General features: G+C 41.7%; 20 protein-coding genes. 9 read left to right on the forward strand and 11 right to left on the reverse strand.

Annotation, left to right across the window (positions count from 1 at the left end; translation table 11 throughout):
• Positions 1–138: 138 nt before the first annotated feature.
• The 3 genes from CHX35_RS07200 to CHX35_RS07210 all read left to right on the forward strand — a co-directional run bounded on the left by CHX35_RS07200 (position 139) and on the right by CHX35_RS07210 (position 2,633).
• Positions 139–612: a hypothetical protein gene (locus CHX35_RS07200; protein ID WP_091836086.1), complete on the forward strand. Its 474-nt coding sequence runs from the start codon at positions 139–141 to the stop codon at positions 610–612.
• 316 nt (positions 613–928) lie between these two features.
• On the forward strand, positions 929–1,498 hold the full coding sequence (locus tag CHX35_RS07205) for a TetR/AcrR family transcriptional regulator (RefSeq protein ID WP_091836088.1): 570 nt from the start codon (positions 929–931) through the stop codon (positions 1,496–1,498).
• A gap of 16 nt (positions 1,499–1,514) precedes the next feature.
• Complete coding sequence (locus CHX35_RS07210; protein ID WP_091836089.1) at positions 1,515–2,633, forward strand: DUF418 domain-containing protein; 1,119 nt, start codon at positions 1,515–1,517, stop codon at positions 2,631–2,633.
• Between the two features lie 140 nt (positions 2,634–2,773).
• On the opposite strand, the gene CHX35_RS07215 is transcribed toward CHX35_RS07210, so the two are convergent.
• The 3 genes from CHX35_RS07215 to CHX35_RS07225 form a co-directional block, all read right to left on the reverse strand.
• A complete protein-coding gene (locus CHX35_RS07215) occupies positions 2,774–3,733 on the reverse strand; it encodes an SDR family NAD(P)-dependent oxidoreductase (RefSeq protein WP_091836091.1) in 960 nt (319 codons plus the stop codon).
• A 139-nt stretch (positions 3,734–3,872) separates the two neighbouring features.
• Positions 3,873–4,394 carry a TetR/AcrR family transcriptional regulator gene (locus CHX35_RS07220; RefSeq protein WP_091836093.1) on the reverse strand — a complete coding sequence of 174 codons (522 nt, stop codon included), beginning with the start codon at positions 4,392–4,394 and terminating at the stop codon, positions 3,873–3,875.
• A gap of 182 nt (positions 4,395–4,576) precedes the next feature.
• Positions 4,577–5,374: a matrixin family metalloprotease gene (locus tag CHX35_RS07225; protein WP_091836094.1), complete on the reverse strand. Its 798-nt coding sequence runs from the start codon at positions 5,372–5,374 to the stop codon at positions 4,577–4,579.
• 237 nt (positions 5,375–5,611) lie between these two features.
• Here CHX35_RS07225 and CHX35_RS07230 point away from each other — a divergent pair, with 237 nt between their 5' ends.
• Positions 5,612–6,439 carry a DUF1259 domain-containing protein gene (locus CHX35_RS07230; protein WP_091836096.1) on the forward strand — a complete coding sequence of 276 codons (828 nt, stop codon included), beginning with the start codon at positions 5,612–5,614 and terminating at the stop codon, positions 6,437–6,439.
• A gap of 249 nt (positions 6,440–6,688) precedes the next feature.
• Here the strand turns inward: CHX35_RS07230 and CHX35_RS07235 are convergent, their stop codons facing one another.
• Together CHX35_RS07235 and CHX35_RS07240 are read right to left on the reverse strand one after the other, a co-directional pair.
• On the reverse strand, positions 6,689–7,516 hold the full coding sequence (locus CHX35_RS07235; RefSeq protein ID WP_091836098.1) for a hypothetical protein: 828 nt from the start codon (positions 7,514–7,516) through the stop codon (positions 6,689–6,691).
• 242 nt (positions 7,517–7,758) lie between these two features.
• Positions 7,759–8,145, reverse strand: a complete 387-nt coding sequence (locus CHX35_RS07240; RefSeq protein ID WP_342743106.1) for a DUF1360 domain-containing protein — start codon at positions 8,143–8,145, stop codon at positions 7,759–7,761.
• Between the two features lie 64 nt (positions 8,146–8,209).
• Between CHX35_RS07240 and CHX35_RS07245 the strand changes: the two genes are divergently transcribed.
• Positions 8,210–8,407, forward strand: coding sequence for a hypothetical protein (locus CHX35_RS07245; RefSeq protein ID WP_091836100.1), 198 nt, complete (start codon positions 8,210–8,212; stop codon positions 8,405–8,407).
• A gap of 16 nt (positions 8,408–8,423) precedes the next feature.
• Positions 8,424–9,962, forward strand: a complete 1,539-nt coding sequence (locus tag CHX35_RS07250; RefSeq protein WP_091836102.1) for a multicopper oxidase family protein — start codon at positions 8,424–8,426, stop codon at positions 9,960–9,962.
• A 98-nt stretch (positions 9,963–10,060) separates the two neighbouring features.
• Here the strand turns inward: CHX35_RS07250 and CHX35_RS07255 are convergent, their stop codons facing one another.
• Positions 10,061–11,749 (reverse strand): GMC family oxidoreductase, encoded by a 1,689-nt coding sequence (locus CHX35_RS07255; protein ID WP_091836103.1) that lies wholly within the window; start codon positions 11,747–11,749, stop codon positions 10,061–10,063.
• Between the two features lie 218 nt (positions 11,750–11,967).
• The gene (locus tag CHX35_RS07260; protein WP_091836190.1) at positions 11,968–13,587 is read right to left on the reverse strand and encodes a catalase; all 1,620 of its coding nucleotides are present in this window, start codon (positions 13,585–13,587) and stop codon (positions 11,968–11,970) included.
• 866 nt (positions 13,588–14,453) lie between these two features.
• On the opposite strand from CHX35_RS07260, the gene CHX35_RS07265 reads away from it, so the two are divergent.
• Positions 14,454–14,816, forward strand: a complete 363-nt coding sequence (locus CHX35_RS07265; protein WP_091836104.1) for a hypothetical protein — start codon at positions 14,454–14,456, stop codon at positions 14,814–14,816.
• A gap of 142 nt (positions 14,817–14,958) precedes the next feature.
• Here CHX35_RS07265 and CHX35_RS18000 read toward each other — a convergent pair whose 3' ends face one another.
• On the reverse strand, positions 14,959–15,087 hold the full coding sequence (locus CHX35_RS18000; protein WP_281252064.1) for a hypothetical protein: 129 nt from the start codon (positions 15,085–15,087) through the stop codon (positions 14,959–14,961).
• Between the two features lie 126 nt (positions 15,088–15,213).
• Entirely contained in the window at positions 15,214–15,978 is a 765-nt protein-coding gene (locus CHX35_RS07270; RefSeq protein WP_091836105.1) for an RDD family protein, read from the reverse strand.
• A 201-nt stretch (positions 15,979–16,179) separates the two neighbouring features.
• On the opposite strand from CHX35_RS07270, the gene CHX35_RS07275 reads away from it, so the two are divergent.
• The gene (locus CHX35_RS07275) at positions 16,180–17,142 is read left to right on the forward strand and encodes a stage II sporulation protein M (RefSeq protein WP_091836106.1); all 963 of its coding nucleotides are present in this window, start codon (positions 16,180–16,182) and stop codon (positions 17,140–17,142) included.
• 15 nt (positions 17,143–17,157) lie between these two features.
• Here the strand turns inward: CHX35_RS07275 and CHX35_RS07280 are convergent, their stop codons facing one another.
• Positions 17,158–17,988, reverse strand: a complete 831-nt coding sequence (locus CHX35_RS07280; RefSeq protein WP_091836108.1) for a DUF1259 domain-containing protein — start codon at positions 17,986–17,988, stop codon at positions 17,158–17,160.
• Positions 17,989–18,255: 267 nt separating this feature from the next.
• On the opposite strand from CHX35_RS07280, the gene CHX35_RS07285 reads away from it, so the two are divergent.
• Complete coding sequence (locus CHX35_RS07285; protein ID WP_091836109.1) at positions 18,256–18,669, forward strand: hypothetical protein; 414 nt, start codon at positions 18,256–18,258, stop codon at positions 18,667–18,669.
• Between the two features lie 85 nt (positions 18,670–18,754).
• On the opposite strand, the gene CHX35_RS07290 is transcribed toward CHX35_RS07285, so the two are convergent.
• On the reverse strand, positions 18,755–19,645 hold the full coding sequence (locus CHX35_RS07290; protein WP_091836111.1) for an alpha/beta fold hydrolase: 891 nt from the start codon (positions 19,643–19,645) through the stop codon (positions 18,755–18,757).
• Positions 19,646–19,986 lie beyond the last annotated feature (341 nt).

Here is a 19,986-nt window from a genome sequence, read left to right on the forward strand (position 1 = left end):
ATAGTCCAACGATATTCATGCCCCCTTATGCCCTTTACTAACGCAAAAGCCTAGTTTTGCAGATGAACTTACAATAGCCTACTCATTACAGATGTATTAGACATATATTTATCAAACAACCACAAAGGGGGTCAAACGTTGAGTACTTCTAACTTCTTGGTCAGTATAAGTAATGACATTCAAGTGCAACTATATTTTAGCAATGCAGGTTCAGGTGTAATCGGGCCGGGGGTACTACGTTTCAATCTTGGTATATTAGGAAATATTAACGAAGAAACCGGCTTTGTTATCCCCTACCCCACTATCCAAGCATTATTTGATCGAACTTTCGGTGTTGCTTGGAACAAACGATTGCTGATCGAACGGGGTCAGAAAGTACCGGAAAGCTTATTCCCTCCTCGTTTCGTTAGGTTCATACCTAGCTCTGAAAATTTAGCTAGAGTTGTTGGGATAACGTTAGCCCCGATTATTCGAAAAAGATTTAATAAGAACCTAACATTCGTCAGGGTGATTACCCTCACAAACCCCGGTCTTATTGGCACGTCAGCTACCTATTTTATAAAAGGGGTTTCCCCTAGCCATGTAAAGAAAAATATAGAATTACTCGATTAATCTACACTTTTCCCTCTCCTCCCTTTTACCTTGGGTACTATAAAGAAGGATCAACTGTGGATTATTAAACGTTAGCTTGTAGGAATTCATAAGGCCTAATTATCTGTAGGATCATACAAAAGAATGACTCATTATTGAAAACATACAAAGCTGTTGACGCATATTGAAATAGTCAACAGCTTTGTATGTTTTGTATTAAAAAATTGAGCGATGTCCTCATACTGATGTGGTAAATCAAAAGCGATGGATTGACAAAAAAATTGGTATTGATTACAATTTACTTACCGGTCGGTAAGTTAAGAGAAAGGCGGCATATATGTCCACAAAATATGAAGAAATATTAGTAGTTACCTACCGGCTATTTGCTGAGGTAGGGATTGAAAAGACTAGCATGTCCCGTATCGCAAAAGAATTGGGCATATCAAAACCCGCTATTTATTACTATTTCCCTTCAAAAGGTGCTTTGATTAACACACTCTTTGATTTTCTAATGAAAGAAATTCAGTTTCAAAATTTCTTTAACCAAGAAGAGTACACTCCACACAATATCCGACAGAAATTAATTGTGGATGGTCATGCAATGATCAAGCAACAGGCAGCAGACCCCCACTATGAGAAAGTGATGAGTGAATATTATGCCTTGAGTGCAAAAGAAACCAAATTTGCGATTGAATTGAAACATGTCCTCCATATTTATTTAGAGGGATTTACACGACTGTTAGAATTGGCCGTGGCGGCTGACCTAATTGACCGGAAGGATGTTCACTTACGAGCACAATTCCTTACGCTAATTGTCGATGGACTCGATAAGTATACGGACAAAGAATACAACGTGGATCCAAGCGAAATTTGGACATTTGCTGTTCATAGCGCCTTGAAAAATTAAAACAGAGGTGGGCATGATGGGAAATCCGAGTAATCGCATTGTCGGTTTTGATATAGCACGTGCTCTTGCTATACTAGGTATGGTGATGGTCAATTATAAATTGGCACTTGATGCGGTAGGAAATGGACCCAATTGGCTTGTGATCAGTTCCGACCTATTGGAGGGTAGAGCATCTGCAATCTTTGTCATACTGGCTGGTATTGGTACTGCACTCATGACAAAGAAAGCGAGAGTGACCAAGGATCCCTCTCTGATCATGGAAACACGTCGTATTATTTGGAAGCGCTCTCTTTTCTTACTGGGGCTTGGAATGGTCCTTTACTTTATCGGTTGGGACGCTGACATTCTTCATTACTATGCCTTTTATATGTTGGTTGCTTCCTTTTTTATTGTTGTCACTAATCGCAGTTTACTGTTTACGATTATCGGCGTATTGTTAACTAGTCAATTATTTCAACTGATTTTCGACTACACTCAAGGCTGGGATGCCAACTTTCAAAGTTATGAATCTTTTTGGTCTCCCGATGGATTCGTACGAAATCTATTCTTAAATGGCTACCACCCCCTCTTTCCGTGGATCTGTTTTTTCTTGTTCGGTATGTGGTTGGGTCGTTTAAATTGGAAAGATCGATCTTTACGGAGAAAATTGATGGGCACGGCTCTAGTTGTCGTATTGGTCGTTGAATGGCTTTCCTATTCCTTAATTGTTTTTACAAAACCAATTTTAGGGACGGAAATTGCTCGATACTTATTCCAAACGAAACCGATGCCCCCTACCCTGCTCTACATGGTTTCGAGTGCGTGTACCGCGTTGATCGTCATTCTTCTTTGCATTCGACTTTCAGAAAAAATTCGAGAGCGCTGGGTAACCAAGCTATTTGAATATACGGGGCAACTCGCTTTAACACATTATGTCGGCCACTTTTTCGTGCTACTTCTTCTTTTTCTTTTTGGTTATTTAAACCACTCCTTCACTTTAAGTGTTGCTATGGGAGCGTCCTTTGGATTTTTTATCGTAGCCATGATCGGCTCGTATGCATGGAGGTCCTTCTTTTCTCGTGGACCGATCGAATGGATGATGCGAAAAGTGAGTGAAAATTGGGTTGGTACCCATCAAGCAGAGCAAAAGTTGTAGGAACTAAATCAGTGCTAGTTGTCTTATGTGAAGAGGAAGCTCATGAGGGCTTCCTCTTTATTTTGAATGAATTTAGAAAATGAGGAAGGCGCCTTAGGACACATCAATAAACATTATTGATCAATCAATTATAACTGTAATTAGTTATTGCTTTGTTGCAATGTGTGTACCGTACTCCGAATCCCCTTTTGAAAGGGTGTCGCACGCACAGGGCCAATCATCCGTTCGTATTTGTTTCCGCACAAGACAAGCGGCTCTTCTGTTAAATATAGCATTTCTACAATCTCCTTCATTGCTGGCACAACAAGTCCAAGTAAAAGAAGTCCCCCTCGACGGAGGGTAACGACGGGTTTGGATTTTCCACTCGCCTGCCGGGCTATTCTTACAATCTCCTTGCCTGAGATTAGACCCGCACCAGGAATGTTCCAATTCTCGCCATATGCTTCGTTCTTAGCGGCAAGTTCTGCGATCATGAATGCTGCGTCCGGCAAGTAAACAAATTCTCGTGGGACGTGCATATTGCCGATAAAAAATGTCATCTTGCCTGCTGCAATATCTTTAATGGTTGAGCCCAGATAAGAAGCCTCATTTGCCGTAGGGCCATAATAATCAGGCAAGCGGACGATCATGATCTGGGCTTTGTTCCATCTGTTTTCGAACAGCATCTTTTCGAAAGCAAGCCTTGTCTTCCCTTTTCGGGTATGTGGCTGCTTCGGATGCTCCTCTGTAACCCGATCCGTCTGTCTCCTTCCATAGGGGTAAATACCGTCAACCGCAACGACCCTCAAACCTAGCTGATTGGCTGCCTCCATAACGGATTCTCCTAAAGGAATCAGCTTGTTCTCCATCTCGTGGTAGGGTACGTTTGCACAATGAAATAGGACATCCGCACCATCCGCTGCGTTAACAATGTCAACCGGAGAGAAAGCATCGCCTGTTGCAATCGTTACATTTTCCGGATGACTGATCCCCTCCCTCAGGTGCTGTAGCTTCTGAAAAGATCTTCCGAAAGCGACAGTGTGAATTCCCCTCTTCGCTAACTCTTCCGTAATCGCCGAGCCAGTACCGCCACTTGCTCCTACAACAATTGCTTTTTTCATGGTCTCACCCCATGTTAAGATGTGATTGATCAATCACTTACATGATGTTCGTAATTAAGTAATTGATCAATCACTTAATTACGAACAATGTATCATGCTGTTATTGATTAGTCAATCACAAATTAATTTGAAACCCCCTTTATTTTCCCATCAACTCGGGCATGCCGAGCACTGTCGAGATATTGCAGAGCATTCCTCGTGCGAGAAACAGCATCGTCCGCTCCTCGGCGTTTGGAATTCCCGCATCAAGAAATGCCTTCAAAACGATACTACGAACTTCCCCAAACCCCTTGCGCATTGCTTCCCGAATGGAGTCTTCTTGAATGGTCTGTGCTTGCATTTGAAGCAGTATTTCATTCTGGTTGGCGTTCAATATTTCATCATATGCTCGAATAAGATCAGTCTCCAGTTGTTCTGACGATGCGAATTCTATGACTTTGTGGAAGGAATCAATTACTCGCGCCCAAGATACCTCCAATGCCGCAAGTAATAAGGCTTCCTTTTTTGAAAAGAAACGAAAGATATACGGCTGCGAGATATTGGCCTGTTGAGCCACTTGTGCCGTCGTTGCCCTATAGTATCCAATCTCTGCGAATACCTGAATGGCTGCAGAGATGATCTCTTCTCTACGATTAACCGAAGTCGTATCGGATTTCCCCATCGGATAATCCTCCCCTTTAGTTAGTGATTCATCAATCAATTTTATTATATAGGAGGCATCGATTCAAATCAATTCGATAACGCCCTCCTCATCGATCATTGGCTAACCCAATAGCTTTACACATAAAAAGGAAGAGGCTACTCACCCTCTTCCTTTTTCTACTCTATATCAAGAAGCTCACCTTAGTGGACTTGTGATTTCATTTGATAATTTTCTTTGATTGCAGCAATGTCTAATTTGCTGATTTCAAATTTTTTCTCGGAAAATACTTTTGCGACGAGATGATTTAACCCTTTGTACATGATCGATTGCGTATCATCGGTATGATCTAAGCCCAAAGCGTGACCTAATTCATGAGTAATTGCAAAGAGATAATTGGATTGATTGAGAGTGACATCATTGTTGCCAATCATTTTTAAGATGTTATCCGTATCTACTTCGTACATTCCATTGTATTGATTCTGTACCCAGATCTTTTGATTTTCAATTACCATGGCTGAGAAAACTTTATTTAATGCATAAAAGTTAATACGGATCATTCCACTGTTTACCGGAAATGGATACGGACTTGGGGTAGTAAGTGACTTGTTTAACATCAGCTTTTGTTTATCAATCTGAATAAGTTCATCACGTTCATTTTTAAACCAAGTCGTTGTCCCTCCTAACGTGAGCGGTTCTTCCGCATTTATTTCAGGGTAAACGATGATGTTATTGTCACCCAGTGCAAACCCATTTACTGTCGATTCATTATTTTTCGGTTGTGTCGGTTGCCTTAATTCAAATACCTTCATACCAAGTTCCTTGTTCCAGTTCGCTATCGCTTCCGTCGTTATCGTTTTCAGTAAATTATCTAGATCGCTATAGTTGACCACCATGTTTTTTTGTTGATAGAAGGATTTAAAGGTTTCCGAAAATGGGGTAATTGTAATTCCGATTGGGAATTTAATGACCTTTGTTCCGTTATAGGTAGGACCATTCATGCGAAATCTCTCCTTTTGAAATGTCGATTGTAAAATTATAAAGAAAGAGGATTCTTTTCAAATTTTACCTCTACATCTTATCACCAAACCAGTGAAAAAGAAATAATTTTTTAAAATTAATAAAAATTTAGGAATACGAAAAATCAGTTAATCCCAAGTAAACGTTCGTACAAACAGAATTTCATTAATGTAATACATTATCCAAATAATTAAATTCAATGTGAAGGAAGGAAATTCATGGGCGAAAACGCATCTTGTCAGGAATTAGCTTCGATTCTAAATGCGAGAGTTTCAACTCTTGCAACCCCTGGAACATGTACAATCACGAATATTCGGACGTTTCCGATGACAGTACTGGGTCGCAGGACAAGTGAACCCCTTAATAATATTTTTTATATACAAAAAACAACTATTCCTAATCGTACATTAAATATGGGTTTTTTAGCTCTCCTGCCCAATGAAGTTACATTCGCTGTCAATGGACTTACACGACAAGGGATAAAAGTAACCGCCATTACTCCCTTTACTTTCTTTGCAAAACCCAATATAATCAATGTCTTTCTTCAATCATTGGAACACCCTATTCAATTTGTTCAAAAGGTAAATCGGGTATTATCAAAAATCCCTTTAGTTGCTCCAGATGTTCCCGAACCTCCCATTAATCCTGCTTACCGTCAATTATGCAAACAATTTAGTGCCATTATTGGGGGCAATCAAATTGTTGATATCATTGGAACCTCGTGCGAAGTCGTACGATTAAGAAACACCCATGTGTATAGCATGGGGCAACTTGTAACCAATCCAGAGACGCGATTATTAAATTTTTCCTTTGATAAACTTGACGCTCAAGGACGCTCCCTATGCTCTGCTACCGTGGGACTATTCCGTCATGAAGTCGGCCCCTATATTAATGCCCTACGCAAACAGAAGAGTAACGTGATCATCACGCCATTGTTTACACCTTACTTTACAACACCTAATTTTCTATATTTGCAATATTTGTCTATTGAGAACCCCATTACTTTTGCCATCGCTTCCCGTAAAGCGATCTCAACTTTAACGTGATTTTCTCACTTCTTACGAAGAACATACATTTCTGACAAACCCAATAAAGAAGCGCTGACACTTAAAGGTCAGCGCTTCTTTATTGGAGTCACGCGCTTATCATCATCGCATTAAAGTAGGGAAGTCTTCTCTTGTAGAGGGTATCTCTGTGTATACATTTTTGAATTTGCATAGGATGTTACGAAATGGGGTCTTTTAATCTCGGTTGCCAAGTCATCATTTGCCTATGACTTAGAAATGAAAGTGTTATTATAAAACATTTAGAACAAAGGGTACCGTAAACTCTTTCCCATTTCGTTTAAACTCTCCCCATACTTTGTAGGCTCCCTTCTTTGGAAAGGTAGTATGAAACATTGCATTAGGGCCAGTCCCCTTTTCATCCATGGGGTGTACATGAAGGTAGTCTTTGGCACCCTCACTGATAATAACAACATGACCGATCGCACCGAGATAGGGTTGTAAATTTGTAATCTCTTTTTTTGTTTGCGTATCTTTGAAATGAAACGTTAGCATCTGCTCTTGATTTGCGCGAATAGGTTTTTCTAAAGTTAAAGATACTTCGTTGTTATCTACCTTCTTGACCCATCGCTTCTCTTTTTTTAATGGTTGCGTTGGCTTACTCTTCCCTTGAACATTGACCCAATGAGTTTGGATGGATTGTTCCCCATCCTTTGGTACGAAATCAGCAATGAACTTGTATTTGCCTCCTTCAGAAAATGGAACGGAGATATCAAAAGTACCCTCCCCTTGGTATTGAGGATGAAGGTGTTGGAACGAGGATAAATCGCTTTTCACGACGATGAGGTGCATTTTTTTCGTATGGTTCGTTTTAAAATCAGGAATGGGTTTTCCCTGATGATCAGTCACGCGAATCGTTAATGATGAGGATTGATTGGCCTTTGGTTTCTTAATACTCCATTGAGTATGAATCATCGGCTTATCATGATTTTTCATCGCTTCATGGTCGTTATGGGTTTTTGAATGGTTGTCATGACTATCGGTGCCAGAAGGCTTTCCGCATGCAGTTACAAATAATAAGAGTGACAACATGATTATTTGAATCAACCAACGTTGCAAATGGAACACCTCTTTCTTTAGATCATCAAATGAACAGCTTTAGCAATATACGATACCCCCCTATCGTACATGAAGTCGATGATGGTGTCTATAAATAACGGAGAACCTTAACAAACCGATTCACCTATATCGGCCCAATCGGTTTGTTATATTGAATACATTAATATATAAAGTTTGATTGCATGTTTAATAAACAATACTCAGCTATCCGCATTTTTTATGTCATGAAGTGGCTGGTTCACTTATTCAGCATAAGTTTGCACGACGGCTGCTGCGCCTGCAATTGCAAGCACGAGTATAAAGGGAAAAGAATAAGGGAGTTGATAGAACATGATTACCAAAATCAATGTAGACCAAATTCCAACACACCAATGACAACTGAGTAATTTCCCCATCCATCCTCGAAAGCCGGTTCCTTTTATATCAACTTTTCGCACCCACCCCCCATTTCCATCGGGTTCCATTGTCACCGTTAAAAAAGGATTTCGTAAAAAGGAGGTGATTTCATCATAAACAATGAGGTGTGTCAAACGGAATGAGGCCAGTATCAATATAGAAAAGTGCATCCACGATAAATTTTCCACTTTTCTCTTCCCTTCGCAATGGTTCAAGTGACTGGAACGCTCCATGTTGAATCAACGTATCCTATGACTACGTCATGGTTGATGTGAGACGATGGAGGTGACTTTCATCATGTTTAAAGGTAGGAAACGCGAGATTCTTGGAGGAAACAAAACGGAAAAACTAGGCAAACCATTGACCCAAATCCCCAATAAACAAGTCAAACAAACCATTATTCAACCCCAACCTCGACCCAGGCGAAAGCAAGGTGGCTGTGGTTGCGGAGGAACCCCTCCAAAACCAACGAGACCCAATCGCCCAAATAAATAATATAGGTGGGAGTCACATGCGACTTGAAAAGTTTGTGGATCCCCTTCCGATCCCCCCTACCATACAACCCCGCTCTATTCGGAGCGGCATTCCTTTTTATATCGTACGAATGAAACCGGTATATCAGCACCTTCATCGCGATCTACATAAAACCCTGGTATGGGGATATGAAGGGTTCTACCCAGGCCCTACTTTCGAAGTGTGGGAAAATCAAACGATCGATGTCTGTTGGCAAAACGAATTGCCTTCTCATCACTTCTTACCTGTTGATACAACGATTCATGGGGCAGAAAAAAACGTTCCCCAGGTGCGAACGGTTGTTCACTTGCATGGCGGACGCACCCCTCCAGACAGTGATGGTCATCCAGATGCCTGGTTTACACGTGATTTTGCCATGACAGGCCCACGATTTCAAAGGAAAGTGTATCGTTATCCAAACATTCAACGTCCGACTACCCTTTGGTATCATGACCACGCTTTAGGGATTACTCGTTTAAATAACTATGCAGGTTTATCTGGCTTTTATCTCATTCGTGGGGCAGAGGAAGAAAAATTCTTACTTCCTAAAGGTCCCTACGAAATCCCTCTTTTAATCCAAGACCGAAGCTTTAAACCCGATGGATCGTTATTTTATCCTTGTAAGCCTCCACGCGCCAATGTGAAGGTGCCCTGCCCATCGATTGTTAATGAATTCATAGGGGAAACAAATGTAGTGAATGGAAAGGTTTGGCCTCATTGTGACGTTGAACCTCGTAAATATCGTTTCCGTATACTCAATGGTTCCAACGCGCGATTCTATAATCTAAAATTAAGCGCCGGATTACATTGGATTCAAATTGGAAGTGATGGCGGCTTATTGGAAGCACCCGTCTCAGTTTCATCCCTTCTTCTCGCACCAGCAGAGCGCGCGGATGTCATTGTCGATTTTTCAGCATGTAAAGGGGAAATCATCACCGTAACGAACGATGCCCCCGCGCCTTTTCCGGCAGGTGAACCAGCTAATCCGTTTACAGTAGGGATGGTGTTGCAATTTCGCGTTCATCTGCCCTTAAATCATAGCGATTCTCCTCCCCTCCCCACTTTTTTTGGGTCACTTAAGCTACCCAACCCTAAAGCGGCGACATATCGACGTAGACTAACACTGGATGAATCTAAGGATCGTTTTGGTCGCATGAAGATGTTATTAAATGGACGCACTTGGTCAGCTCCAGCGACAGAAACCCCAAAGCTTGGTGCCACAGAAATTTGGGAAGTGCTTAATTTAAGTGCGAAATCTCACCCCATTCATCTTCATCTTATTCAGTTTCGTCTACTGGATCGTCGTCCCTTCGATGTAGAATCCTTTATGAAAACGCGTCGGTTATTTTATAATGGTCCCCCTCGCATGCCAGATCCTAATGAGCGAGGTTGGAAGGATACGGTTCGTTCTCATCCAAACGAAGTCACACGATTTGTCGCGTGCTTTTCTCCCTTTACAGGAGACTATGTATGGCATTGTCATATACTTGAGCATGAAGATCACGAGATGATGCGGCCCCTGGTAGTTGTCCCGTAAGATCGCCTTGATCCAAATAAAAAGACCAAACCTTAATGGTTATGGCCTTTTTATGCATTTCAACACTAGGAGAACCCCTAAATAGGGGTCCTATCGTTTTACTTTCCTTTACTTTCAGCGGTGTGGTGAGAATATCGTTTAATGATCCTTGTTGCATTTAACCCAATCATCATGGATGGGAGACACGTATTTCCATCCGGTATTTCAGGGGAAATAGAAAGATCAGCTACTCGGAGTCGATTCACATGAAATACGTTGAGAAAGCCATCGGTTACACCATCATGGATTGTTCGACTCATCCGACATTGACCAGCGTAATGATATATATTATTTAACGATGCCTTCGCATATTGAAAGAGGGTATTTCTCTTTTCTGTAATGTCAGGAATCGTAAAGATATCTTCTGGTGGATAAACGATATTGTAAACCCCGTTCGGATCCAAGCGCTTGGCTTGCTGTATGATTTTATAAACTTCGAGATATGAATCAATCACAAATTCCATTTCATTTCGGTTGGTTAATGCATTGAACTGAACGATCGGGTACGCTTCGGGGTCACTATGCGCAACGAGCGTGAACCCCGATTTAGGGGGAGCATTGTTGAAGAGCCCTAGGCTCATAATGTTGGTGGGTGAATTTCTATTAAACTCCCAATTATTAGCCAATACATCCTGATTCGGAAGTAATGCCGGATTTGCCGAACCTTGTAATTGAAGCTTTCTGGTACGTGCACCCATGTTTAAAAAAGCGCCAAATACAAGTGGTTGATCGGGTTCTGCATCGATCACCTCTAAAAGTTGATCCGTCTTCACTTCAATGCCCATGCTAATCCAATAATGGGATTGCATATTATAACCAACATTGGGATTATGGACAATCGGCTTTATCCCTGCTTCAAGCAATGGCTTTTTATCTCCAATTCCAGACCGTTGCAGAATAATCGAGGACCAAATCCCAGCGCATACGATGACTTCTTTGTTGCAATAAGCTGTTTTTGATACCCCATCTTGAACAAATTGAACACCATAGGCTGTTAACTTCCCCCCGGCATTCCGCATCAGAACCTTGTTGGCGGTTGCCTTGCATAAAATCAATAGTTTACGATTGATTCCGACTTCGTTGGGTTTAAACTGATTGCCTTGTGTAACAATCTTACGGTTAAGATAACCTGTCGCCGATGACGAACGGACAAAGGTTTTACCCACAGGCTTTTGAGTAAATTGGGACTTTATAAAAACACACTCTCCAATACCCGTGTTATAGTCTTCGACAATAGGGGCTCCTGTGATTTGTGAGGTTGCCGTCACAAAGGTTTTGGCCAGTCGGCTAGGATTTCGTTGCTGTCGAACAAATACGGGCCCCTTTCTTCCTCGTTCCGAAGGCGACTGCGTTTCTCCAATGTAGGTTTCATTCTTTTTAAACAACGATTTTACTTGAGGATAAGACCATTGAGGGCCCACTAACTTTCCCCACTCATTATAAAGGGCTCGACTCCCTCTTACCGCATACATCGCATTATGTTCTGAGCTTCCTCCAATTACACGGCCACTATAATATGCGAGTTGTCGACTCACTACTGGTTCTATTTTTGAAACAATGTCGTAGGAAAATTTATTATTGCTCCAAATGGCTACCGCTTTCTCAATTGAAGGGGACTTTGTTTCTCTCGTCAGATTTGTACCTGCTTCAAGCACTAGCACCGAAGTCCTTCGATCATCTGTTAACTCTTTTGCGAGAATACTCCCAGCCGTACCTGCGCCGATAATGATGTAATCAAATGTTCGCATAATAAAAAACCCCCTTCAACGACCTAATCGATAGGGAAATGGATCTTTATTTATCTATGAAAGGAATCATGTTTATATGCTTATGATATCTATTGGCATTCTACGTAATATGCACGCAAATAGGCTCGGAAATAAATATTTTCATCTGAAAATATTGTAAAAAAGTATGAAAACAAAGAACCACACAATATTGTGTGGTTCTTTGTTTTCATTAAGGATCAATAAAATTTAGAAGGGTGTCCCTTCTCCATTGCCCATTGCACAGCTTCTTCCGTCTGGGATGCCCCCATGGGAGCGCCGCCCCCTTCAGGAAGTGCTCCCTGATTCCATTGATTGAGTCCCTCAGAAACACGTCGCCCATACTCCTCATCGCATTGATAAAACATCTCAATCATCTTCTTTTGGACCTGGGGATCACAAGGAACGAGACCGATGATCAGGTTATTGATTAAATCTTCTCGTTCCCATTCCTCCATCTCTCTATAAGTGCGCCCGGCTTGCCCAAAATCATTTGTACGGTCAATTTTTTCTCGTTTTACATGTCCCTCAACGAAGGGTTCATGAGGAGGACCTCCTTGTACGGCCTCCTTCAAACCACCCATTAGAGAAGGCTCATAATTGATATGAGGGTTCCCGCTCGGGGCCATATCAACGAAATAAGCCATTTGACCATCCCGTAGATTCGTTGCCACATGCTTTTTAGGTGCGTTGATTGGTAGTTGTTGATAGTTGCTTCCTACGCGATACCGTTGTGTATCGGAGTAAGAGAAGCTTCTTCCTTGCAGCATCTTATCATCGGAGAAATCAAGACCATCCACGAGTACCCCTGTACCAAAAGCGGCTTGTTCCACTTCCGCAAAATAGTTGATGGGGTTTCGATCAAGGACCATGCGACCAACAGGCAAGAAAGGAAATTGTTCTTTTGGCCACAGCTTCGTATCATCCAAAGGGTCAAAATCGAGTTCTGGATGATCGCCATCCTCCATGATTTGCACAAAGAGCTCCCATTCCGGGTAAGCGCCCCGTTCAATGGCTTCATATAAGTCTTGTGTGGCATGATTAAAGTTTTTCCCTTGGATCTGTTCGGACTCGGGTTGGGTAAGATTTAAAATCCCTTGCTTGGGTTCCCAATGATACTTGACTAATACGCCCTTTCCTTCGGCGTTTACCCACTTATACGTATTGACACCTGAACCTTGCATTTGCCGATAGTTGGCTGGAATCCCCCAAGGAGAAAACAAAAAGGTAATCATGTGCATGGCTTCTGGGGTCTGACTGATAAAATCAAAGATGCGAGCCGTATCCTGACGGTTCGTTACGGGATCCGGCTTAAACGCGTGAACGAGATCCGGAAATTTGACGGCATCCCGAATGAAAAAGATTTTAAGGTTGTTCCCCACTAAGTCCCAATTGCCTTCTTCTGTATAAAATTTGATAGCAAAACCCCGTGGATCCCGGAGGGTTTCAGGGGAATGAGTACCGTGGATGACCGTTGAGAAACGAACAAAAACAGGTGTCTTTGTCCCAGCTTTTTGAAACAACTTTGCCCGTGTATACTTCGAGACCGGCTCATCTCCAACGGTTCCATAGGTTTCAAACCAACCATGGGCACCGGCTCCTCGTCCATGTACAACCCTTTCCGGAACGCGCTCTCGATCAAAATGAGTAATCTTCTCTAAGAAATTGTAATTTTCAAGAGTTGATGGCCCGCGATTGCCAACCGTTCGGATGTTCTGATTATCGCTAACGGGATGCCCTTGTCGGTTCGTTAACGTATCTTCCTTCTCTCTATCGGAAAATCGTTGATCGCGACTACTCCCTGCGCCTGTCACGGAAATTCCCGGTTCGGAAGAGGCTTCTTCATTGTAGTCTTTCAACGCAAATCCCCCTTGTTAGATGATCGTTTGCAAAACCTCGTAAAGTAGTATGATGTTAGGCAAGCACCTTTATGCCCATAAAGAAACACGATCCCGAATTAGTATGGGATCGTGTTTCTTTAATCTTTAAAAGGTCATTCGACGCTTCTATCCGAACAGCAATATTTCCATATGGCTCTCCTTTCGCCATTCGCTGAAAAGGAAGAAACATCATCGAGTGGATAGACGGAATCAACAATGGGTCGCAGCTGATGCTGTGTCATATATTGGAGCAATTCGGAAAACCCTTGCTAAACGACGTTGTCATTCCAGCAGACAAAAGGTCCCAATTGATCAAACCATAGATGAACAAAACGTCCCTGTGTAGGAACGTTTTGTTCTTGATCCATTTTCCTGGTTCCTATTGATGATGAATTATCCCAGTGACAATGATAATCCATCTTAAAATAAATCCTGTCCCTATAGCCAGCATTACAAATCTGACTAACCAAGGCACATAAGTACGGTACTTCAAGGATAGTAACCCTACTAATATGAACAAAATGCCATAGATTAAAGTAGCCAGAGATTCTATCTCTATCCTCCCTCACCAACCTTAAAATCAGTGTCACTTCCACTCATAGCATTGCAGGGCAAAAGCGATGGGCATTGAAGCTTCGTCAATACATGAATGAAGGACATATCGTAATTATCGATTTAAGGGTCTACACAAGGCTAGAGTGCTCTACCGAAAAGAACGCCTAACCCATCAAAGGCAATTATAATACTTGATTGATCATGATATTATATAATAAAATTCACTTAATTATAAGAGGAGGGATTGTCCTATGACTTCAACAAGCCATGTTCTCAAGCAAAAACAAATAGCAGAGTCATTTTCTAACGGTAATTTTGAACCTACTTTTCCATTTCTAGCAAAAACAATTGAATGGACTATCGTTGGTGACAAAACCTTAATAGGTAGGGAAGCTGTAATCGAACGATGCAAGCAAACTTCGAATTTCTTCAAAACGATAACCACTAATTTCACTACATTAAATGTAATTTCCGAAAATAATTGCGTTGCAGTAAATGGAACAGCTGAATTTATTCGCAATGGTGAACAGTTATCTTTTGTTTCAGCCTGTGATGTCTATATCTTTAATAATAAAAATGAACTACAAAGAATTGATTCTTATTGTATCAAATAGGGCGTTTTGCTTTCTTCTGTCACAGTTGATTCCTAGCACAAAAAGAAGAGGGTCCCTTGCAGACTGAGCAAGTTGGATCTTCTTCATTCCTGAATTTGCTTCGCACAAATCTCACTTGGTCGCTCCCTTTCAAATCGTTTTACTATACATATGATACCAAGTGATCCATGCAAAAAGCCGCCCACCCCTGTCGTACCAAGAAATGCTCCATCTCACTACGTTCATCTAAAGCAGTATAGCGTTGTTTGATGGGGTCCTCGATTGCTTTCATATGAAAACTCTCCTTCACCTTGTCAATGATTTAAATTTCCACAGAGAAGACGATTAAAAACTTCTTGCATTTAAAATCCCAGACATGGCTATAAGTTGTACGCCATGTCTGGGATTTTGTTGAGGATCAAGATGGTTGAGTTGTTTCGCCAAATTCAGCACTTAAATACAGATAGGCGGTCTCTAAAAGCGCTTCTTCTTTTCCTTTTCCGAAGGGTTGGTTGGGGAAAAGGCGCTCGACCATTTTTTCTGCTAACCGTTGACGATGCTCCTTTGACAGTTCCTCTCGCCTTGCAAGAAAGCGGGTAATCCATGTCCATTGGGCAACCGTTACCGAGGCGAAGGATGAGCTTGGTTGAAACTCTTCCAATTTTGGATGGTGAAACGTAATCGGTCCATGGTCGGGTTTTTCATGATGAATGACTAACGTTCCTGCTACTAGATCTCCTAAGCGCTTCTCTTGTCTTTGGATGATGACGGTGATCAGACCAATGAGATAAAAGAAAGGCATGCTATCTACAATTCGTAATAGATTGCGCAGGAAGATGGCCGAGAACTTAGGAACCATTCCCTGATCCGTTACCACACGTAGCCCCATTACCCTTTTCCCGATTGTACGGCCAGATAAAAACGCTTCAGTTAATGTAAAGTACACTATGGGGGTAAAGATGAAGATGACAATACTTACCCCTGTTACAATGGAGGTCCATAAGGGGGATCCCATTGATTCGACCAGCATTGAAAACAAGATCATGATGATGGCATAAACGAAGAGACCCAATCCAATGATCATCCCATCAATTAACATTGCGATACCGCGAGATCCAATACCTGCTGTATGTAGTTCCAAAGAAACATATTCAGGAGTCGTAACGGTTACACGATTTTTCATTCAAAGCTGCTACTAACAAGTTCAATAGAGTAGCAACCTTCTCACCTCTCTTTTACAGGTTTTGTCCACATCTTCGTAAACGTTAGTTATCGTATAGCTTCATAGTAGTACATTTTAATAGGTTTAGACAAGGCAATCGGCTACTCGCTCCTTTTCAGCGATCATCATGGTACAATGTGAGAGGAGGTGAAGTTCTCTAGTATGAGCGTACCTACAGCACGTCGTATTCAACGATTTATACAAAAAAACAGACCACACTGGGAAGAAACAAAGAAATTAATGCAGACCGTTGAAGGAAAAAAAGTTGAGCCCTCTGCTTTGGACCAGTTAGGGCGTTCATATCGACAAATTGCGGCACATTTGGCCTATGCACGTACCTACTTTCCTCATCATCCAGTTGTCCAAGAACTAAATTCCCTCACGCTACAGACGCATAAACATATTTACGGACATGTAGCACAAAAGGATGCTAGACAGTTCCTTCGCTTTTTTACTCATCGGTTTCCATCGTTATTTCATGAACGAGCGAACTATTTTTTATTAGCCATGGGAACCTTCTTGATAGGGGCCATTATTGCATTTATTGTGGTGATGATGGATCCTACCCAAGCGGATGCAGTCTTGCCTCCAGGGATGGCTGATCAAATTGATCCAAGTAAAATCCAACAAAATCAATGGGATTCCGCCGTTGTTTCAGGCGAGTTAATGACCAATAACATTCGAGTGGCATTTCTTTGTTTTGCGTTGGGCGCATTGTTGGGTGTGGGAACTATTTGGGTTCTTTTTACCAATGGACTATTAATAGGTGCCTTAGCAGCTCTATACCATCGCATCGGTGAAGGGTATACCTTTTGGGCGTATATCTGGCCACATGGAATTATCGAACTGACAGCAATCTTTATCGCGGGTGCTGCGGGGCTTTCTCTTGCCAAATCGTGGTTCATACCAGGAGATTACACACGAACCACTTCATTTAAAAATGAGGGGCGCATCACGGTTCAATTAGTGATGGGAGTCATCCCTTTATTTGTGGTGGCTGCACTCATTGAAGCCTTTATCACCCCTGCTCCCTGGCCGCTTTGGAGTAAATATCTCGTTGCCATTACGACACTGATCAGCCTCTTCTTGTATTTTGGTCGGCCGTTGTATACGAAACAGCGCTAGGGATACCATACAAAACTATTGCAATCCTTGAATCACCTTTGAAGATTTAAGAGCAAATGCGAGGGGATTGGCAATCGATTGATAGGTGACAAAGTACGAGCGCGGATGGCTGAAGGTGAAATTTTGTGAGGCGTTCCCTAATCGAAGTCCTTGTTGTTTAATGCGGGCAACCACCCGATTTAATTCATCTTGGTAGACCCATAACCGTGCTAAACATAACGCTTTTTGGCTATTGCGAATCGGGGTGATGGAAAACTCAAAGTCCACCAGTGCATAGTTAGTTAATCCAAGGATTCTGGGGAATCGATTCCGAAATACAATGGGCTCACAAAGTCCATTGACCTTAAAAGGCATGGCTTTGGGACTAATCACACGTGAAATCAACTTACACGATGGACTGCCAGCTGAAATGGACGTTGGGGCTAACCCAACCTTCGCCGCATTAAGCGCCGTCTTTACATTGGCCGCAAATACGACTGGATCATCAAAGGATTCAATATGAAGAGAAACAAGCAGTGGCTTGACATTCAAAAAATAAGGAAAAGCCGATGCAATAATGATCGATGGGAACTTACTTAGCTCCCGGATAACCGGAGTCAATTCGCGCTGTAACAAATGGAGTACACCGAGGCATAAATGGTTTCTTACTTCGGAGGGACGATCTTGAAAGGTAATCGTCATAAATTTTGCATTTAAGCTATTTGTTCGAACCCCTTGGATCTGAACGGGAAACCGGCGATTTCCTACACTTTCACAGGAAAGATTAGGGTTTACAAATCGTGTTCCTCCAAAGATCCTAGAGAATGCATTACACTGTTTTTCAAAAGGGGCATGAATCTGCACCACGGATCAAACACCCACTTCCCTATAGAAATTCATCCCTCCAGTGTATGTTTACCTTCTTTATAGGAAACGGCAGAATGATCCATATATAAAAAAGGGGGTTCCTGCAACTTACAGGAACCCCCTTTTTTATATATGGATGTCTATATTATAAGAAAAAAATAATTAAATTAGACAGATATACAATCCGATATACATCCATGGGAATATTATAAACGAGATGATCGAAGTCATCGAAAGTCAGGAAAGTAAACAAGGAGTGTTCAGGTAATGAGTCCTGCCGTTTCTGCAGATGTGTTTCGGAGTAATTCGAAGCGGTTTTTACCAAACCAGACACTAACCTTTACAACGGTTGGTAATCGACAAGGGGTTCGTGTAAACCGAAATCGAGCCGGGGAGATTAATGCCCTAATCACCACGCGACCTGGAACCTATCAAATTGACTGGATCGTACAATCCATTTCATCATCGCCGGTTGTTGTTGAGTTAAATATTAATCGGGGTGCCATCGCCTATCGATATGCAGAAGATAAAAATGATATCGACCAATTAATCGGCCTTAATTTCGTGAAATTAAGGAAAGGCAGTATCATCCGTCTCATTAATCGAGGGCAGCGTGCGCTAACGGTTACTGCACAGGCGCCAGGAACCATACGATCCTTATTAAGGATCCATCGGTTATAAATACGCTCCTTAGGTGATCAGACAAAAGGGGGGCGCAATTCTGGCCCTCTTTTATAGTGTGCCATTTTCTAAAATTGATTATCATCTAACTAACGATCATGACGAAATTATTTAGAATGATATTGAATATTGTTGGTATCTCTGCCATAATCGTGTGCCCTATATTTTGAAATAGAATGAGTTTGGAGTTTGATGCTAGCTGACTTACTTTCACAGATGCTTGAAAATTTTCCACACGATCCCCACGGCTACCCAGTACGAGCACGGGCACTTTTACATAAGGCAATATATCCTTAGCTCTTAGCGGTTCGTGTTGCGCTAAATGGCTTCGAATTTGCGAAGGCACGAGCGCCACATAAGAAAGGATCTCTTGCTCATTTTTCAAGGGCAACATACCGTTGAAAAGTAACGATAAAAACCGATTAAGCCCCACTGAAGTGATTTCTAAGCATGGATTTGTTAAAAGAGGAAGCGTGTTCTTAAAAGCCTGTGAGACAAGGGAATCTGCGACGGGTGTATTACTCTCAATCTTGGATGATACAAAGATAATTCCTCTAATACGTGAGGTCCCAAATTTGTCTAGATAATCAGCTAACCACGTCCCCCCTAATGAATGGGCTACAACAATTGCCTTATGAATGACAAATTGATTAAAAACCGCATCAATATCTTTAGCATATAATACGCCTTTTATATAATGACTCGGGTTTAACGACTTCGGTTGAGATTCTCCTTGTCCACGCATATCAATGGCAATGAGTTTATACTTTCTTAATAACAGCGGACTACTTAATTGGAAGTTCCAAATCAGCCAAGATTCACTAAAGCCATGGATAAATACAATGGGTATTCCATTGGGATTACCCGTAACTTTCACAGAGATACGAAAACCTTCTGCCCCTAACGCTACGATTGTTTGAAAGGTATTTGGATTTAGTATGGGCCTTAACGGACACATCTTCGCGCGAGATGACATCTTTCACCTCTCCTTTTATTCGATCATCGATGAACGGGGCACAATGTTGTTTTCAGCCATCGTTCTTGTGTACGTAGCGATTACGGTTCTGGTGCAAAAACACAGGATCCATGATCATCGAAGAATCACTTATAAATGGGGTAGTGACAGGGTAGATGCTCTCGTCCGTCAGATTGATTACAATAAAACGTAAAATGACTTGAATTGCTCCCTATGCAATCTCAAGTTATTTGAGTATCAATATATTAATGTCAATAAATCGAATTATTCATTACTTACATCGGATATATTCAGACAACCTGATTTCTCTATCCTTTTAAACCCTGAAGTATGGGTTAAAT

The sequence above is a fragment of the Marininema halotolerans genome, from assembly GCF_900116235.1.
Classification (GTDB): Bacteria; Bacillota; Bacilli; order Thermoactinomycetales; family DSM-45169; genus Marininema; species Marininema halotolerans.

Excerpts from the sequence above, each read along its gene's own strand:
- CHX35_RS07270 (WP_091836105.1), bottom strand. The coding sequence starts at position 15,978 with ATGAAAAATCGTGTAACCGTTACGACTCCTGAATATGTTTCTTTGGAA.
- CHX35_RS07275 (WP_091836106.1), top strand. The coding sequence starts at position 16,180 with ATGAGCGTACCTACAGCACGTCGTATTCAACGATTTATACAAAAAAAC.
- CHX35_RS07205 (WP_091836088.1), top strand. The coding sequence starts at position 929 with ATGTCCACAAAATATGAAGAAATATTAGTAGTTACCTACCGGCTATTT.
- CHX35_RS07290 (WP_091836111.1), bottom strand. The coding sequence starts at position 19,645 with ATGTCATCTCGCGCGAAGATGTGTCCGTTAAGGCCCATACTAAATCCA.
- CHX35_RS07225 (WP_091836094.1), bottom strand. The coding sequence starts at position 5,374 with ATGAATGGTCCTACCTATAACGGAACAAAGGTCATTAAATTCCCAATC.
- CHX35_RS07265 (WP_091836104.1), top strand. The coding sequence starts at position 14,454 with ATGACTTCAACAAGCCATGTTCTCAAGCAAAAACAAATAGCAGAGTCA.
- CHX35_RS07285 (WP_091836109.1), top strand. The coding sequence starts at position 18,256 with ATGAGTCCTGCCGTTTCTGCAGATGTGTTTCGGAGTAATTCGAAGCGG.
- CHX35_RS07230 (WP_091836096.1), top strand. The coding sequence starts at position 5,612 with ATGGGCGAAAACGCATCTTGTCAGGAATTAGCTTCGATTCTAAATGCG.
- CHX35_RS07245 (WP_091836100.1), top strand. The coding sequence starts at position 8,210 with ATGTTTAAAGGTAGGAAACGCGAGATTCTTGGAGGAAACAAAACGGAA.
- CHX35_RS07255 (WP_091836103.1), bottom strand. The coding sequence starts at position 11,749 with ATGCGAACATTTGATTACATCATTATCGGCGCAGGTACGGCTGGGAGT.
- CHX35_RS07210 (WP_091836089.1), top strand. The coding sequence starts at position 1,515 with ATGGGAAATCCGAGTAATCGCATTGTCGGTTTTGATATAGCACGTGCT.
- CHX35_RS07250 (WP_091836102.1), top strand. The coding sequence starts at position 8,424 with ATGCGACTTGAAAAGTTTGTGGATCCCCTTCCGATCCCCCCTACCATA.
- CHX35_RS07215 (WP_091836091.1), bottom strand. The coding sequence starts at position 3,733 with ATGAAAAAAGCAATTGTTGTAGGAGCAAGTGGCGGTACTGGCTCGGCG.
- CHX35_RS07220 (WP_091836093.1), bottom strand. The coding sequence starts at position 4,394 with ATGGGGAAATCCGATACGACTTCGGTTAATCGTAGAGAAGAGATCATC.
- CHX35_RS07240 (WP_342743106.1), bottom strand. The coding sequence starts at position 8,145 with ATGGAGCGTTCCAGTCACTTGAACCATTGCGAAGGGAAGAGAAAAGTG.
- CHX35_RS18000 (WP_281252064.1), bottom strand. The coding sequence starts at position 15,087 with ATGAAAGCAATCGAGGACCCCATCAAACAACGCTATACTGCTTTAGAT.